The 14,155-nt window shown below is 44.0% G+C and carries 13 protein-coding genes; 7 read left to right on the forward strand and 6 right to left on the reverse strand.

Annotated elements, in window-relative coordinates:
- Positions 1 to 2 precede the first annotated feature (2 nt).
- The 3 genes from nqrF to nqrM all read left to right on the forward strand — a co-directional run bounded on the left by nqrF (position 3) and on the right by nqrM (position 2,679).
- On the forward strand, positions 3 to 1,229 hold the full coding sequence (gene nqrF / locus AB4384_RS02365; RefSeq protein ID WP_017059912.1) for an NADH:ubiquinone reductase (Na(+)-transporting) subunit F: 1,227 nt from the start codon (positions 3 to 5) through the stop codon (positions 1,227 to 1,229).
- Between the two features lie 174 nt (positions 1,230 to 1,403).
- Positions 1,404 to 2,408, forward strand: a complete 1,005-nt coding sequence (locus AB4384_RS02370) for an FAD:protein FMN transferase (RefSeq protein WP_017059913.1) — start codon at positions 1,404 to 1,406, stop codon at positions 2,406 to 2,408.
- Positions 2,409 to 2,424: 16 nt separating this feature from the next.
- Entirely contained in the window at positions 2,425 to 2,679 is a 255-nt protein-coding gene (nqrM, locus tag AB4384_RS02375) for a (Na+)-NQR maturation NqrM (protein WP_009848378.1), read from the forward strand.
- Positions 2,680 to 2,814: 135 nt separating this feature from the next.
- On the opposite strand, the gene AB4384_RS02380 is transcribed toward nqrM, so the two are convergent.
- Positions 2,815 to 4,053 carry a response regulator gene (locus AB4384_RS02380; RefSeq protein WP_017071276.1) on the reverse strand — a complete coding sequence of 413 codons (1,239 nt, stop codon included), beginning with the start codon at positions 4,051 to 4,053 and terminating at the stop codon, positions 2,815 to 2,817.
- 164 nt (positions 4,054 to 4,217) lie between these two features.
- Between AB4384_RS02380 and dinB the strand changes: the two genes are divergently transcribed.
- Entirely contained in the window at positions 4,218 to 5,294 is a 1,077-nt protein-coding gene (gene dinB, locus AB4384_RS02385) for a DNA polymerase IV (RefSeq protein WP_017071277.1), read from the forward strand.
- Between the two features lie 64 nt (positions 5,295 to 5,358).
- On the opposite strand, the gene AB4384_RS02390 is transcribed toward dinB, so the two are convergent.
- Entirely contained in the window at positions 5,359 to 7,293 is a 1,935-nt protein-coding gene (locus AB4384_RS02390; RefSeq protein ID WP_372128816.1) for an ATP-dependent DNA helicase RecQ, read from the reverse strand.
- Between the two features lie 145 nt (positions 7,294 to 7,438).
- Between AB4384_RS02390 and AB4384_RS02395 the strand changes: the two genes are divergently transcribed.
- From AB4384_RS02395 to AB4384_RS02405, 3 genes are all read left to right on the forward strand, one after another.
- Positions 7,439 to 7,912 (forward strand): GreA/GreB family elongation factor, encoded by a 474-nt coding sequence (locus AB4384_RS02395; RefSeq protein WP_372128819.1) that lies wholly within the window; start codon positions 7,439 to 7,441, stop codon positions 7,910 to 7,912.
- Between the two features lie 88 nt (positions 7,913 to 8,000).
- A complete protein-coding gene (locus AB4384_RS02400; protein ID WP_017059918.1) occupies positions 8,001 to 8,759 on the forward strand; it encodes a YggN family protein in 759 nt (252 codons plus the stop codon).
- 289 nt (positions 8,760 to 9,048) lie between these two features.
- Positions 9,049 to 10,410 carry a sodium-dependent transporter gene (locus AB4384_RS02405; protein WP_017059919.1) on the forward strand — a complete coding sequence of 454 codons (1,362 nt, stop codon included), beginning with the start codon at positions 9,049 to 9,051 and terminating at the stop codon, positions 10,408 to 10,410.
- A gap of 204 nt (positions 10,411 to 10,614) precedes the next feature.
- Here the strand turns inward: AB4384_RS02405 and lipA are convergent, their stop codons facing one another.
- The 4 genes from lipA to AB4384_RS02425 form a co-directional block, all read right to left on the reverse strand.
- On the reverse strand, positions 10,615 to 11,580 hold the full coding sequence (gene lipA / locus AB4384_RS02410; RefSeq protein WP_017064177.1) for a lipoyl synthase: 966 nt from the start codon (positions 11,578 to 11,580) through the stop codon (positions 10,615 to 10,617).
- Between the two features lie 4 nt (positions 11,581 to 11,584).
- Positions 11,585 to 12,244: a lipoyl(octanoyl) transferase LipB gene (gene lipB, locus AB4384_RS02415; RefSeq protein ID WP_017068510.1), complete on the reverse strand. Its 660-nt coding sequence runs from the start codon at positions 12,242 to 12,244 to the stop codon at positions 11,585 to 11,587.
- 195 nt (positions 12,245 to 12,439) lie between these two features.
- Positions 12,440 to 12,718: a DUF493 family protein YbeD gene (gene ybeD / locus AB4384_RS02420; protein WP_026084358.1), complete on the reverse strand. Its 279-nt coding sequence runs from the start codon at positions 12,716 to 12,718 to the stop codon at positions 12,440 to 12,442.
- A 232-nt stretch (positions 12,719 to 12,950) separates the two neighbouring features.
- Positions 12,951 to 14,132 carry a serine hydrolase gene (locus tag AB4384_RS02425; RefSeq protein ID WP_017068508.1) on the reverse strand — a complete coding sequence of 394 codons (1,182 nt, stop codon included), beginning with the start codon at positions 14,130 to 14,132 and terminating at the stop codon, positions 12,951 to 12,953.
- Positions 14,133 to 14,155 lie beyond the last annotated feature (23 nt).

Genomic DNA, 14,155 nt, shown 5'->3' on the forward strand with positions numbered 1-14,155 from the left:
AAATGTTTAGTATTATTCTTGGCGTAGCGATGTTTACCATTATTGTACTGGCTCTAGTACTAGTGATTCTTTTCGCTAAGTCTAAGTTAGTACCATCAGGTGACATCACTATTTCAGTAAACGGCGACCCTGAAAAGGCGATCGTTACTCAACCTGGTAGCAAGCTACTTGGTGCCCTGGCTGGCGCTGGTATCTTCGTATCTTCTGCTTGTGGTGGCGGTGGCTCTTGTGGTCAGTGTCGTGTAAAAGTTAAGTCTGGTGGTGGCGACATCCTTCCAACTGAACTTGATCACATCACAAAAGGTGAAGCTCGCGAAGGCGAACGTCTTGCATGTCAAGTTGCTATGAAAACTGACATGGAGATTGAACTAGACGAAGATATCTTTGGTGTTAAAAAGTGGGAATGTACTGTTATCTCGAATAACAACGAAGCTACTTTCATCAAAGAACTTGCTCTAGCGATCCCTGAAGGTGAAGAAGTTCCGTTCCGCGCGGGTGGTTACATTCAGATTGAAGCTGAACCACATCACGTGAAATACGCAGATTACGATATTCCTGAGGAATACCGTGGTGACTGGGATAAGTTCAACTTGTTCCGTTATGAGTCTATCGTTAAAGAGCATTCGATCCGTGCTTACTCTATGGCTTCATACCCAGAAGAGAAAGGCATCATCAAGCTTAACGTGCGTATCGCAACTCCGCCGCCAAACAACCCTGACGTAGCTCCTGGTGTTATGTCTTCATACATCTGGTCTCTTAAAGAAGGCGACAAATGTACTATTTCTGGTCCATTTGGTGAGTTCTTTGCTAAAGACACAGACAATGAAATGGTATTCATCGGTGGTGGTGCAGGTATGGCGCCTATGCGTTCTCATATCTTCGACCAACTTAAGCGTCTTAAGTCTACTCGTAAGATGTCTTACTGGTATGGCGCGCGTTCTAAGCGTGAGATGTTCTACATTGAAGATTTCGATGGCCTAGCGGCTGCAAACGAAAACTTCGTGTGGCACTGTGCACTGTCTGATCCTCAACCAGAGGACAACTGGGACGGTTACACTGGTTTCATCCACAACGTACTGTACGAAAACTACCTGAAGGATCACGAAGCTCCTGAAGATTGTGAGTACTACATGTGTGGTCCACCGATGATGAACGCTGCTGTTATCGGCATGCTGAAAGATCTTGGTGTAGAAGATGAAAACATCCTACTAGATGACTTCGGTGGTTAATCCACTTAAGTGATTGATATTATGGCTGACTCCTACGAGTCAGCCATTTGTTTTTCTAAGACAGCTTTTGACAACATACTGGCTTATATAAGAAAGAGTAAGGCATTCAAAATACCTATTTTTTACTCTTATTTTTCCTTATATAAATCCTCAACATTAGACAGGAGTAAGCAAGTGAGAATTTGGCTTGTTGCATTAACTTCTTTGATTTTTCTTGCGGGCTGTGAGCAGTCAAGAGAGCAAGTGCATTTGAGTGGCCCAACGATGGGCACGAGTTACAATATTAAATACATCAATGGTGATGAATTTCCTGAGTCTAATGAAGTTCATACAGAGATCGATCGTCTACTTGAAGAAGTAAACGACCAGATGTCGACTTACCGTGAAGATTCCGAATTAAGCCGTTTCAACCAGCATAAAGGTGCGGATGCGTTCGAAGTATCTGAGCAAACAGCGACGGTTGTGAAAGAAGCGATTCGTTTGAACGGTCTTACTGAAGGAGCTCTGGATGTAACGGTTGGTCCGTTAGTTAACTTATGGGGTTTTGGTCCTGAAGCTCGTCCTGAAGTTGTGCCATCAGATGAAGAGCTGGCGGCTCGCAAGGCTAAGATTGGTATCCATCATCTTAGTGTTGAAGGCAACATGTTGAAGAAAGACCTACCTAACCTGTATGTCGATCTATCCACGATTGCAAAAGGTTGGGGTGTTGACGTCGTCGCTGACTACCTTGATTCTATCGGTATTCACAACTACATGGTTGAAGTTGGTGGCGAAATTCGTCTGAAAGGTTTAAACCGTGAGAACGTGGGCTGGCGTATCGCGATTGAGAAACCAAGCGTTGATGAGCGTAATATCCAAGAGATCATCGAGCCGGGTGATATGGCTATCGCAACCTCTGGTGATTACCGTAACTATTTTGAACGTGATGGTGTTCGTTACTCACACATCATCAACCCTGAAACAGGAAAGCCTCTTCACCATAAAGTGGTTTCTGTGACTGTTTTAAACCCGTCTTCAATGACTGCAGACGGCTTATCTACGGGCCTTATGGTCTTAGGTGAGGAAAAAGGAATGGAAGTCGCAAACCAACATAACATCCCAGTGTTCATGGTGGTAAAAACAGCAGATGGCTTTAAAGAAATTGCTTCTGAAGCATTTAAGCCATACTTAGGTAAATAAGGTAAGCGAGATAATTATGAATACATTTCTGATTACATTTGGTGTTTTTCTTGCAGTAATCGCAGCGATGTCAATTGGCTACATTATCCAAAAGAAAGTTGTGAAAGGTAGCTGTGGCGGTTTAGGTGCTGTTGGTATTGATAAAGTATGTAACTGCCCTGAACCTTGTGACGCGCGTAAGAAGCGTGAAGCACGTGAAGCTTACCGTGAAGAGAAGCTGGCTGAGCGTCAACAAAAAGAAGCGGCTTGGAGTAAAGACCGTATCGCTTAATTGGTGACAGTCATAGGGGATAGAGTTATCTATGCCCTCAAATTGAAAAGCTCAAGATTATCGTCTTGAGCTTTTTTAGTTTTGAGGTCTAGCAATTAATCTTGGTATACCAAAAATGGAAACAGAGGCGAATGACTATTGTTCGATTTGCATGCTGTTACGCGCAAACACTAGTTGGTTTCTACCTTGCTCTTTTGCCGTATAAAGAAGCTCATCAGCGGCTTTGATCTGCTCATCTAGCTTCGCGTCTAAATCGGTTACGCCGATACTGATACTGACCTTGATTCTTTGAGAGTCATGCTCAACAACATGGCTTTCAATGGCTTCTCTCATGGACTCTAAGTTGTCAACAAAGCTCTCAAACGAACCACACGACTGAATACAAAATTCTTCGCCACCGAAGCGTACAGCAACATCATCTTTAAAATGGTCTTTGATGATCTTGCCGACTTCCACGAGGACTGCATCACCACCATCGTGACCGTAGGTGTCGTTCACTTTCTTGAAGAAGTCGATATCCATCATGGCTATACTGCGCTGCTCACAACCTTTACATGTTTGATTGAACAGGTAACGACGGTTCCATAAGCCAGTAAGAGCATCCTCGTTGGCATGTCGAAATAGCTCGTTGGCCGCTTCTTTCATATCAAGCAGTTGATGGATACGGCAAAAAAATTCTTCTTGGTTAAAAGGCTTGTAAAGGAAGTCGTTAGCCCCCGCTTTAAGGAATCGAGCTGTCATGGTGCGATCATCGCTGCCTGATAACCCTAGAATAGCCAACTGGTTTCTGTCGTGATCGCGTCGTATCTCACGGATCATCGCTATACCGTCTTTCTTCGGCATATCATGGTCTGTAACAACGAACGTAATATCGGGATCGTTATGAAGGAGCTTTAATGCTTGTTCGCCATCTTCGGCTTGGATAGTTTGGATATATTGGTGTTCTAGAAGTTGAGCTATGTAACGGCGAACGACCGCTGAATCATCGACAACCAATGCTTTGTGATGGCGATTATTCGAAATTCTTTGAACCAGGGGAAGTAGGTAGCTTACTGATGACATACTGTCTTTAAGTATGTAATCGATAACGCCTTTGGCTAGGACTTGCTCTCGCAGTTGATTGTCGAACATCCCGGTCAGGACAATGATTTTCTGTTGATAGCCTAAGACGAGATCAATGATCTCACCGTCTTGCCCGTCAGGTAAGCAGTAATCTAATACGGCACACAAGAAATCCGTCTCTTGTTCCAAGATGTTTTTTGCTTCTGCAATCGATTCAGCAACTGCTACCTCATAACCGCTATTTTTCAGCTGTTGGTACAGGTAGTTGCGAAATGCTCGGCTATCTTCCACTACTAGTATTTTTTCACTCACAAGCGATCCCTACTTATAGACTAAATACTCGTTAACAATAGTATCAGAAGAGCTCATGGCTATTGAAGAGAAACCTCTTTAGCTGGACTCGAGATCGTTTTAAATCTGATAATAATTGGATTATACTGTTTATAGATACAGTTGTAAGGTCGAGTGATTCCTAGATGTGTAGCGCGGGTGAAGAGAAAGTAAGAAAAATAATTCATGTTGATATGGATTGTTTTTACGCTGCTGTAGAAATGCGTGATAACCCTGCTTACCGAAATCGCCCGTTAGCTGTTGGTGGGCATGAAAAGCAACGCGGTGTTTTGAGTACCTGTAATTACGAAGCCCGCAAGTTTGGTGTTCGCTCTGCAATGCCTACCGGAAAAGCCCTGCAGCTTTGTCCTAATCTATTGGTTGTGCCGGGAAGAATGTCGGTCTATGTCGAGATATCTAAAAAGATCCGCGAAATCTTCTCTCGATACACATCAATCATTGAACCTCTTTCTTTGGATGAAGCTTTCCTTGATGTCACCGATTCTAAGCGGTGTCATGGTTCAGCAACACTTATTGCCGAGTCTATTCGCCGTGATATCTGGAACGAACTGAACCTGACAGCTTCTGCAGGAATTGCACCGATTAAATTCTTGGCGAAAGTGGCCTCGGATCTGAATAAGCCCAATGGTCAGTTTGTTATCCCTCCACAAGACGTGCAATCAGTGATCGATGAGCTACCACTTGAAAAGATTCCCGGTGTTGGCAAGGTGAGCATTGAAAAGCTGCATCAAGCAGGTTTCTTTACTTGTAAGGATATTAAAGAGTCTGACTATCGAGACCTGCTACTCAAGTTTGGCCGTCAAGGTGCATCACTCTGGAAGCGCAGTCATGGCATTGATGATCGAGAAGTTATCATCGAGCGCGAGCGAAAATCGGTAGGCGTAGAGCGCACCTTCACTCAAAATATTTCAACTTACGCTGAATGTTGGCAGGTAATCGAAGACAAGTTATTTCCTGAACTCGAGACTCGCTTAGAAAAGGCTAGTCCAAGCAAAGCGATCATCAAGCAGGGCATTAAGCTCAAGTTCGCCGACTTTCAACAAACCACGATTGAGCACATCCACGCCTCTCTCGATCGTGAACACTTCAAAGAGCTGCTTAGTGAAATACTGAAAAGACAACAAGGGCGAGAGATACGCCTACTTGGTTTAAGTGTAATGCTGCAACCCAAAGACCAAATGCGTCAGTTGAGCTTCTTTTAAAGATAATGAGTGAGATGAATACCGACTACGCTTCATAGCCTAGTCGGTTTTTTATAAGTAAGAATTACCTAGGAAGTTGTTTTACTCGCGCTAAGGTATCACTGAACGGTTGCTGCTCTAGCTTGCCGTAACCGACCATTTTACTGGCTTTGAGTTTGGTTGACAGCGGGGTGGCGATTCCACATAAGAAGCGAGTAATTGCCTCATCGGTAATCAGTTGTTGGCTGTTGGAAATGAACTCATTTATCCATGCCATCACCGTCTCATCATCGACAGGTTCAACATCAACGGTTGGTAAGATTGCTACTTTTCCTCGGCATACAGAGCAGTGACCGCAGTTTGTTGGTGCTTTATCATCGGCAAAATAACTCGCAAGGCGTGAGCTTAGGCAAGTATCCGCCTCAAAGAAGTTCAGCATCTGGTTAAGACGGTTTATCTCGCTGTTTTCTTTTGCTTTAAACAACTGAGTAAGGCGCTCTGACAGTTGCATCATATCTTCAGAGGTATTGTGGATAGCGTAGACATCGGTGATCTGCTTGCTTTCTAGTTCAATCCAACCTTGTTCATTGAAGTAGTCGATAGCTGCAATCACACGCTGACGATCGGCTTGGAAGTGTGTCCAAAGCGCATCGAAGTCGACTTGGCACCACACTCTTGCTTGAGGAGAGCATTGGAAAATCGCTTCGACAAATTGACGACGTTCACTTTGAAATTGCTCTGTGATCTGCTGTTTCGGACGAATGAACTTAAATTTGTAGTCTGCGAAGTAGCTGTACTTGGGCTCAATCACACCTTCAATTTCGAGATACACCAGTAGTGTTTTTAGCGGTAACTGACGAATGTTGGATTCACGTGATAGTTGATTAAGCATGATCTCCCATTGATTCGAGCCAGAAGCGCCAATGTTTTGATTTTCGTAGATCTCTTTTAATACCGCTTGGATCGATATGTTGTCTGGCGTATCACCAAAAACGAAGTTCTCGAGTGTGCTTAAACCGTGTTTGTTAGCCAGTAAAATACATTCAGACGCTTGCCCATCTCGACCAGCTCTGCCGATCTCTTGTGAGTAGTTTTCGATCGATTTTGGTAAGTCAAAGTGAATCACTCGGCGAATGTTGGACTTATCCACGCCCATACCAAACGCGATAGTTGCGACGATACAGCTCACGTCATCATTCATGAATTGGTGTTGAATAGCATCTCTATTTTCAGGCTTAAGACCCGCATGGTAAGCCACTGCATTAACGCCAGCATTGCGAAGCTGCTGAGCCACCATCTCTGCCGTTTGTTGAAGGGTGACATAAACAATAGTCGGAGCGAGAGAAGCTTGGTTAACCACATTGCACAAGGTTTCTAGCTTACTGGTTTGTTCACAAGGTTGAATCGACAGATCGAGATTTTGACGATAGAAACCCGTAACCACAACGCGCTCCTCATCAATTTCAAACTTTGACTTCATATCTTGGATAACCGCTGTAGTCGCAGTGGCTGTCAGTAGTAGAACCTGAGGAATATTGAGCTGTTTTTGGTATTGAGGAAGCTTCAGGTAGTCGGGTCTGAAGTTGTGTCCCCATTCTGAAATACAGTGCGCTTCATCGACCACAAGCAGTGAGATCGACACTTGGGAGATAAACTGACGAAAGCGTTCGTTCTTCAAGCGCTCGACGGAGATCATGAGGATCTTGGTGTCACCGTTACGCACTGACTGCATAACCTGTTGTGTGGTTTGTCGGTCTTGGCTTGATTCGATTGCCGCTGCGCTAATGCCTTTACTGTGCAGGAAAGCGAGTTGGTCTTTCATCAAGGCTAACAGTGGCGATATCACCAAGGTTAAGTGCGGTAACTCTAATGCTGGTAATTGATAGCACAGCGATTTACCTGAGCCTGTCGGGAATATCGCGGCAGTCGAGTGACCAGATAGAACGTTATCAATGACTTGCTTTTGCCCATTGCGCAGTGAGTCGAATCCGAATACTTGTTTTAGCTTCTGCTCAATCATTTATGTTCTACCTGAGTTATTAAGTGTCGTATTGATGCTAAAGCGGGCGCCCATTCATGATAGCGTCGCTTGATGAATCAAATGTCTTGCACCTGATTGTACCTAATTCTATTCTGTAGCTCCTATAGAAAAGCACCCCAATAGTATGAATAAGTCTGAGCTTCGCCAAATAATCATAGAGCAACTTGAATCCCGATTACGTATCGCACAATCTGCTACTCAACGCGCTATTGATGCTGCGACAGATGAAGAGACAGTGCCTGAACATAAGTACGATACATTGGCATTAGAAGCTTCGTATCTCGCCCATGGTCAAGCGGTGAGGGTACAAGAGTGTGAAGACGATATTCAGTGTTATCGTAACTTAGTGTTGCGTGATAGTGAGAAGGTTACGGTGAGCAGTTACGTTGTGGTCATTGACGAGCATGATAAATATAAACACTTTTTTATGGGGCCGAGAGTCGGCGGACTTTCTGTCACGTGGAATGAGAATGAGATTGCCATCGTGACGGCAAATGCACCTTTTGGCCAGGCTCTAATGGGTAAAGAAGTTGGTGATGAGATTGAGTTTAAGGTCGCAGATAAACAGTTTTGCTACGAAGTTATCTCTATCGACTAACTAACTGACTAATAGATATAAAACGTTTCTCTGACAAAGGAGCATATACCAAGGGTATAGTAATCTGTCAGATTGATGAGAGGATGTTATGAAAAACAATGTATTAATTGCATCACTAACAGCGGTTATCGCTGTTGTGAGCTTGCCAACGTTTGCTGCTCAGTGTCGAGTTGATTTGAAGAATGAACTACGAATTGATGACCAAAAAGTCGAAATCCATCAAGTGAATGGTGATACGGCCGTTTTTGATGATAACAACGACCTCTATATTCATGGTGAGAAGGTTGAGCTTGATGCCGACCAACAAGCGGCGATTGAGAAATATCGCGAAAACATGAGTGAGTACTTACCTCGAGCGAAACAAATGGCCAACGATAGCTTAGCGTTAGCCAATGACGTGATTGATGATATCGCGGCTAGCCTGGATTCACCTGAGTCATTTGATAATGTAAAAGAATCAATGAAAACCTACTTTGCAGAACTGGAAGCGCGTTATTACAAAGATGGCGAATTAGTGTTGCCTGCAGAAAGCTTTGATTCGATGGCCAATGGCTGGTCTGAAGATTTCGAGAAGGCGAAAGAAATCTTTAACCAAGAATTTATCTCTAGCGCTTTTAATGCGATGTCAGAAAAAATGAAACAAGACGGTGGCCTAAACCTGACTGAACTGGCTGACAGTATGGCTGAATTAAAGCTGAAAGTTGAAGAGCGAATGAAAGAACACTCTCAACAAGTACAGGAGGAAGCGAATGAGTTCTGTGATTCACTTGATGAGATGGCAGAACAAGAGCAAGAACTGCATGAAATCATTCCGAACTTAAAAGATTACCAAGTCTTCACAATTTAATTCGAGTCTAGTGATGAATAGTAAGAGCACCGGTCGGTGCTCTTTTTGTTTGTATAAATGGAACCACACGGCGAGTATTTATCTCAATTCAATCCATTTCCTTCTTAAGCCTACTGCTTCGCTTTGTTGCTTATAATTGAACGATAAGACTGGTTTTTTGTTAATTTTGTTGTTCTAAATAGCGCATTGATTGTAAAAATCAGAGAATTGTTCATTTATTGGTTGTGCCTATCATTGCTTTTTATTACTGTACTTCTCAACTAGTTCACTGATTTTTAATGCGGGCGATATGGACCAACAATCTTCCTCTTCAAGAGAGCACTTTAGCTCTCGTTTAGGTTTTATTTTAGCAGCGGCTGGTGCAGCGGTTGGCTTGGGTAATATTTGGGGTTTCCCGACTCAAGTTGCTAGCAACGGTGGTGGCGCTTTCCTTTTAGTCTATTTGATCATGATCTTCGTGGTTGCTTTCCCTATGTTGGTGGTTGAGATGGCTATAGGCCGTCACGGCCAAGCAAACCCAGTTGATAGCATGCGATCTTTGACGACAAACCCTTTGGGTAAGAAAGTCGGTGAGTTTGTCGGTTGGGTTGGACTGAGTGTACCAAGCGCAGTGTTGGCGTTTTACAGTATTGTTGGTGGCTGGTTGATCTGTTTCTTAATTGGTGCGGTCGCGGATCTTATCGGCCTAGAAGCGATTGCTGATTGGTTTAAGGGCTTCAGTGTTGAGCGCAACGTATTTGGTACCGTCGCGTTCTATGTACTGACTATCTTGATTGTGCAGGGCGGTGTTAAGCAAGGCATCGAGAAATGGTCGACTCGTTTGATGCCTGCGCTGTTTGTTTTATTTGGCTTATTGTTTGTTTACATCATGACGCAATCTGGCGCGATGGAAGGCCTAAAACATTACCTTATTCCAGACTTTGAGAAAGTGTGGGATAGAAAACTGATTCTGGCGGCAATGGGACAGGGGTTCTTCTCACTCACTATTGGCGGTTGCTCGATGTTGGTTTATGGCTCTTACTTAAGCAAGAAAGAGAACCTACCAAAAATGGCGATGAACGTAACTCTGGTGGATACTGCTGTCGCTTTTATTGCTGGATTAGTGGTGATGCCAGCAATGTTTGTTGCGATGCAAAAAGGCGTTCAAATCTACGCTGAAGACGGCTCACTATTAAGCTCTGACACTCTAGTATTCACGGTTTTGCCGTTGATGTTTGATAGTTTAGGTGTGCTTGGACAGATCTTTGCGATTGTGTTCTTTTTACTACTAACGATTGCTGCGCTGACTTCTTCGATTTCGATGCTTGAAGGCCCGGTTGCGCTAGTGAGTGAGCGTTTCAATACTAGACGAACGCCAACAAGCTGGGTGATTGGTGGTGCTATCGCGCTGTTTAGTGTGGTGATTGTTTACAACTTTGCTGCGATGTTTGGCATGGTAGCGATGATTGCAACTCAGTATCTTCAACCAGTCGCTGCACTGATGTTCTGTGTGTTTGGTGGTTGGGTATGGAGCCGAGCTTCAAAAGTGAAAGAGCTTGAACAAGGCAGTCCTGATTTTCAACTTGGTTGGTTTGGTAAGGTTTGGCCAATGTATGTGAAGTTTGTGTGCCCAATTTTGGTAGCAACGGTTATCTGGGCATCTTTCGGTTAATGCAGAACCCTATCTGGGCTTTTTGAAATTACCTCCTCTGAACTTGAAATATTAAGCACAAAGCCACTCATAAAGAGTGGCTTTGTTGTTTTTATATAAAGCTTAGTGGCACGAAATATAAAGCTATAGCGGCACGAACAAGATAGAAAAAAGGCGCTGAACATAATATTCAGCGCCTTTGCATTGTTCGTTAAGCAATCGTGATTACTTAATTTCCATACCTTGAGCTTGCAAGTCCGCATGGTAAGAAGAACGTACAAACGGGCCACACGCTGCGTGAGTAAAGCCTAGCTCTAGAGCAATCTCTTTCAGCTCATCGAACTCAGAAGGCGGCACGTAGCGTTCTACTGGTAAGTGGTGACGGCTTGGTGCTAGGTATTGACCTAGTGTCAGCATAGTCACACCATGTTCGCGAAGGTCTTTCAGTACTTGAACGATCTCTTCTTTTGTCTCGCCAAGACCCATCATCACACCTGATTTTGTTGGGATATCAGGGTGCTGCTCTTTGAATTTCTTCAGTAGATCAAGAGACCACTTGTAGTTCGCACCTGGACGCGCTTTACGGTATAGACGTGGCGCTGTCTCTAGGTTGTGGTTGAAAACATCTGGCGGGTTGTCTTTCATTAGGTCAAGCGCAACGTCCATACGACCGCGGAAGTCTGGAACCAGTGTTTCGATACGAATATTTGGGTTGAGTTCGCGAATCTCACGGTTACAGTCAGCAAAGTGCTGAGCACCGCCGTCACGCAAGTCATCACGGTCAACTGAAGTGATTACAACGTACTTCAGTTTCATGTCTTGAATTGTTTTAGCCAGTTTCTTCGGCTCTTCAGCTTCAGGAGCAACAGGACGACCATGGGCAACATCACAGAACGGGCAGCGACGAGTACAGATAGCGCCAAGAATCATAAACGTTGCCGTACCGTGGTTGAAACACTCGGCTAGGTTAGGGCAAGACGCTTCTTCACAAACTGAGTGCAGGTTGTTTTTACGCATTGCTGATTTGATTTCTTGAATACGATGGCTGTCTGAAGGAAGTTTAATCTTCATCCATTCAGGCTTACGTAGAACTTCTTTCTGTTCAGCAGGCATATTCTTTACGGGAATTAATGCCATTTTGTCAGCGTCACGATATTTAACGCCTTTTTCCATTTGGATTGGTTTGCTCATGATTTTATGCTTCTGCTGTAATGTTACTGGTGGCTTGAATGTCTACTTGGTCATAGCCGAGTAGCTCTACGAGCTCTTGTATTAACTGTTGCTCAACGTTTTCTAGTTCACTTGGTCCGCCGAGTTGGCTTACCTGCGCCATTTCCATACCTTGGTAACCACATGGGTTAATACGTAGGAATGGAGACAGGTCCATATCGACGTTGAGTGCTAACCCGTGGAACGAGCAGCCACGTCGAATACGTAATCCAAGTGAACAGATTTTCTTGCCATCGACATAAACACCAGGAGCGTCAGGTCGGGCAGCTGAATCTATATTGTAAGCTTTCAGAGTATTGATTACGAGGTTCTCGATATGAGTAACCAAATCACGTACTCCGAATTTCTTGCGGCGGATGTTAATCAGAAAGTAAGCCACTAATTGGCCTGGGCCGTGGTAAGTCACTTGGCCACCGCGATCGCTTTGTATTACAGGGATATCACCGGCATTTAATACATGCTCAGCTTTGCCTGCTTGTCCTTGAGTGAAGACAGGGTTGTGTTCAACCAACCAAACTTGGTCTAGGTCTTCTTCCGTGCGTTCGTCTGTGAACTTATGCATGGCTTTCCATACAGGTTCGTAATCCTGACGGCCTAATTTTTTTACGATTAGCTTATTTTGCAAAGCTGCACTCCCTCAAGGATTAATAAAGTGAACGCATTATAAACGCGAAACATGATTCTAACTACAGACGGACTGCAAGGTTTTTCAACTTTCTTTGTATTTATTGAAAATTAAGTTGAATGAATTTGAGCTAGATAGGGCGCTTTAAACAAAAACAGCGGCAATAAGCCGCTGTTTTTCATGTGTAATCGGAGATTACAGAACCATACGAACGATTTCGATCTCGCCCAGTTCTTTATAAAGAGTTTCTACTTGCTCAATTGAAGTCGCAGTAATATTGATAGAAACAGAGTGGTAGTTACCTTTCGCACTTGGTTTTAGCGTTGGGCTGTAGTCACCAGGAGCATGACGCTGGATCACTTCTAGTACTAGCTCAGTCAGTTCTGGCTTAGCGTGGCCCATTACTTTGTAAGTGAATGAACAAGGGAACTCTAAGAGGTCTTTTAGTTTTGCATCAGAATTGATGTTCATGATTAGCTCCAAAAGGCTAGACTCTCGCAAATTGGCGAAATGTCGATAAAAAGCGTGTTCGGTCAACAGACACGAGTAATAAGGCGGAATATTACGTGTAAATATCACCGAACTCAAGATCAACAAAAGCCGCACATGGCGGCTTTTGGTTCGCTAATGAGTAAATCATGAACTTACTCATTAGGTTAGCTATACAACAAGCTTGGGTTTTACCTAGAACAAACCTTTTGCTTGTTTAGAATAAACCCTTGAACAGAAGAACTAGGTAGTCCCATAGACGGCTGAATAGGCTGCCTTGGTCTACATCTTCAAGTGCTAGTAGTGGGTATTCAGCAACGTCTTCACCGTCTACTTGGTAGAATAGTTTACCAACTACATCGCCTTTGCTGATTGGCGCTTCTAGCTCTTTCTCAAGAACGAAGCTTGCCTTCAGGTTCTTAGCTTGACCACGAGGTAGCGTTACGAAAGTATCTTCGTCGACACCCAGTGCAACTGTGTCCTTGCTACCCATCCAGATCTTCTCTTCTACGAAGGTTTCACCGGCTGTGTGTGGTGCCACTGTTTCAAAGAAGCGGAAGCCGTAGCTAAGCAGTTTTTTGCTTTCTGTTTTACGAGCATTCGCATTCTTGGTACCCATAACTACAGCCACTAGGCGCATTTTGCCTTCTGTCGCTGAGCTTACTAGGCTGTAACCTGCATTGCTTGTGTGGCCCGTTTTGATGCCATCAACGTTCATGCTCTTATCCCATAACAGACCGTTACGGTTGTATTGGGTGATGCCGTTGTATGTGAATTTCTTCTCTGAGTAGATACGGTACTCGTCTGGTACGTCGCGAATCAGCGCCTGACCAAGTAGCGCCATATCGTAAGGCGTTGAGTATAGGTTCGGGTTGTCTAGACCGTGCACGTTAGCAAAGTGCGTGTCTTTCATGCCGATAGAGCTTGCCCAAGCGTTCATTAGGTCAACGAATGCATCTTCAGAGCCAGCGATGTGTTCAGCCATAGCAACACATGCGTCGTTACCTGATTGAATGATGATACCGCGGTTTAATTCTTCAACTTTAACCGTAGTGCCCACTTCAACGAACATCTTAGATGAATCTGGGAAGTTTTTAGCCCAAGCATTTTCACTGATTACAACATCGTCGTTTAGGTTGATGTTGCCACGGTCGAGCTCTTGGCCGATCACGTAGCTCGTCATCATCTTGGTTAAACTTGCTGGAGAAAGCTGAGTATTCATCTCTTTCTCTGCTAGTACTTTGCCTGAATGGTAATCCATCAGAACAAAACCTTTAGCGGCGATTTGAGGAGCATCAGGAACAACAATAGGAGCGGCGAATGACGATGTAGCTATCGTTGCAGAAAGAGCAACAGAAGTAGCAAAAATCGATTTAACAAGTTTATTAGATTTAATCATTTTAAATGCAATTATTTGGTGAA

This window comes from Vibrio sp. 10N.261.51.A4 (assembly GCF_041471945.1).
GTDB lineage: Bacteria > Pseudomonadota > Gammaproteobacteria > Enterobacterales > Vibrionaceae > Vibrio > Vibrio crassostreae_C.

What these genes read in the sequence shown, in the direction of transcription:
- dinB (WP_017071277.1), top strand. Translation starts at nt 4,218, where the DNA reads ATGTGTAGCGCGGGTGAAGAGAAAGTAAGAAAAATAATTCATGTTGAT.
- nqrF (WP_017059912.1), top strand. Translation starts at nt 3, where the DNA reads ATGTTTAGTATTATTCTTGGCGTAGCGATGTTTACCATTATTGTACTG.
- AB4384_RS02425 (WP_017068508.1), bottom strand. Translation starts at nt 14,132, where the DNA reads ATGATTAAATCTAATAAACTTGTTAAATCGATTTTTGCTACTTCTGTT.
- AB4384_RS02390 (WP_372128816.1), bottom strand. Translation starts at nt 7,293, where the DNA reads ATGATTGAGCAGAAGCTAAAACAAGTATTCGGATTCGACTCACTGCGC.
- lipA (WP_017064177.1), bottom strand. Translation starts at nt 11,580, where the DNA reads ATGAGCAAACCAATCCAAATGGAAAAAGGCGTTAAATATCGTGACGCT.
- AB4384_RS02395 (WP_372128819.1), top strand. Translation starts at nt 7,439, where the DNA reads ATGAATAAGTCTGAGCTTCGCCAAATAATCATAGAGCAACTTGAATCC.
- nqrM (WP_009848378.1), top strand. Translation starts at nt 2,425, where the DNA reads ATGAATACATTTCTGATTACATTTGGTGTTTTTCTTGCAGTAATCGCA.
- AB4384_RS02400 (WP_017059918.1), top strand. Translation starts at nt 8,001, where the DNA reads ATGAAAAACAATGTATTAATTGCATCACTAACAGCGGTTATCGCTGTT.
- AB4384_RS02405 (WP_017059919.1), top strand. Translation starts at nt 9,049, where the DNA reads ATGGACCAACAATCTTCCTCTTCAAGAGAGCACTTTAGCTCTCGTTTA.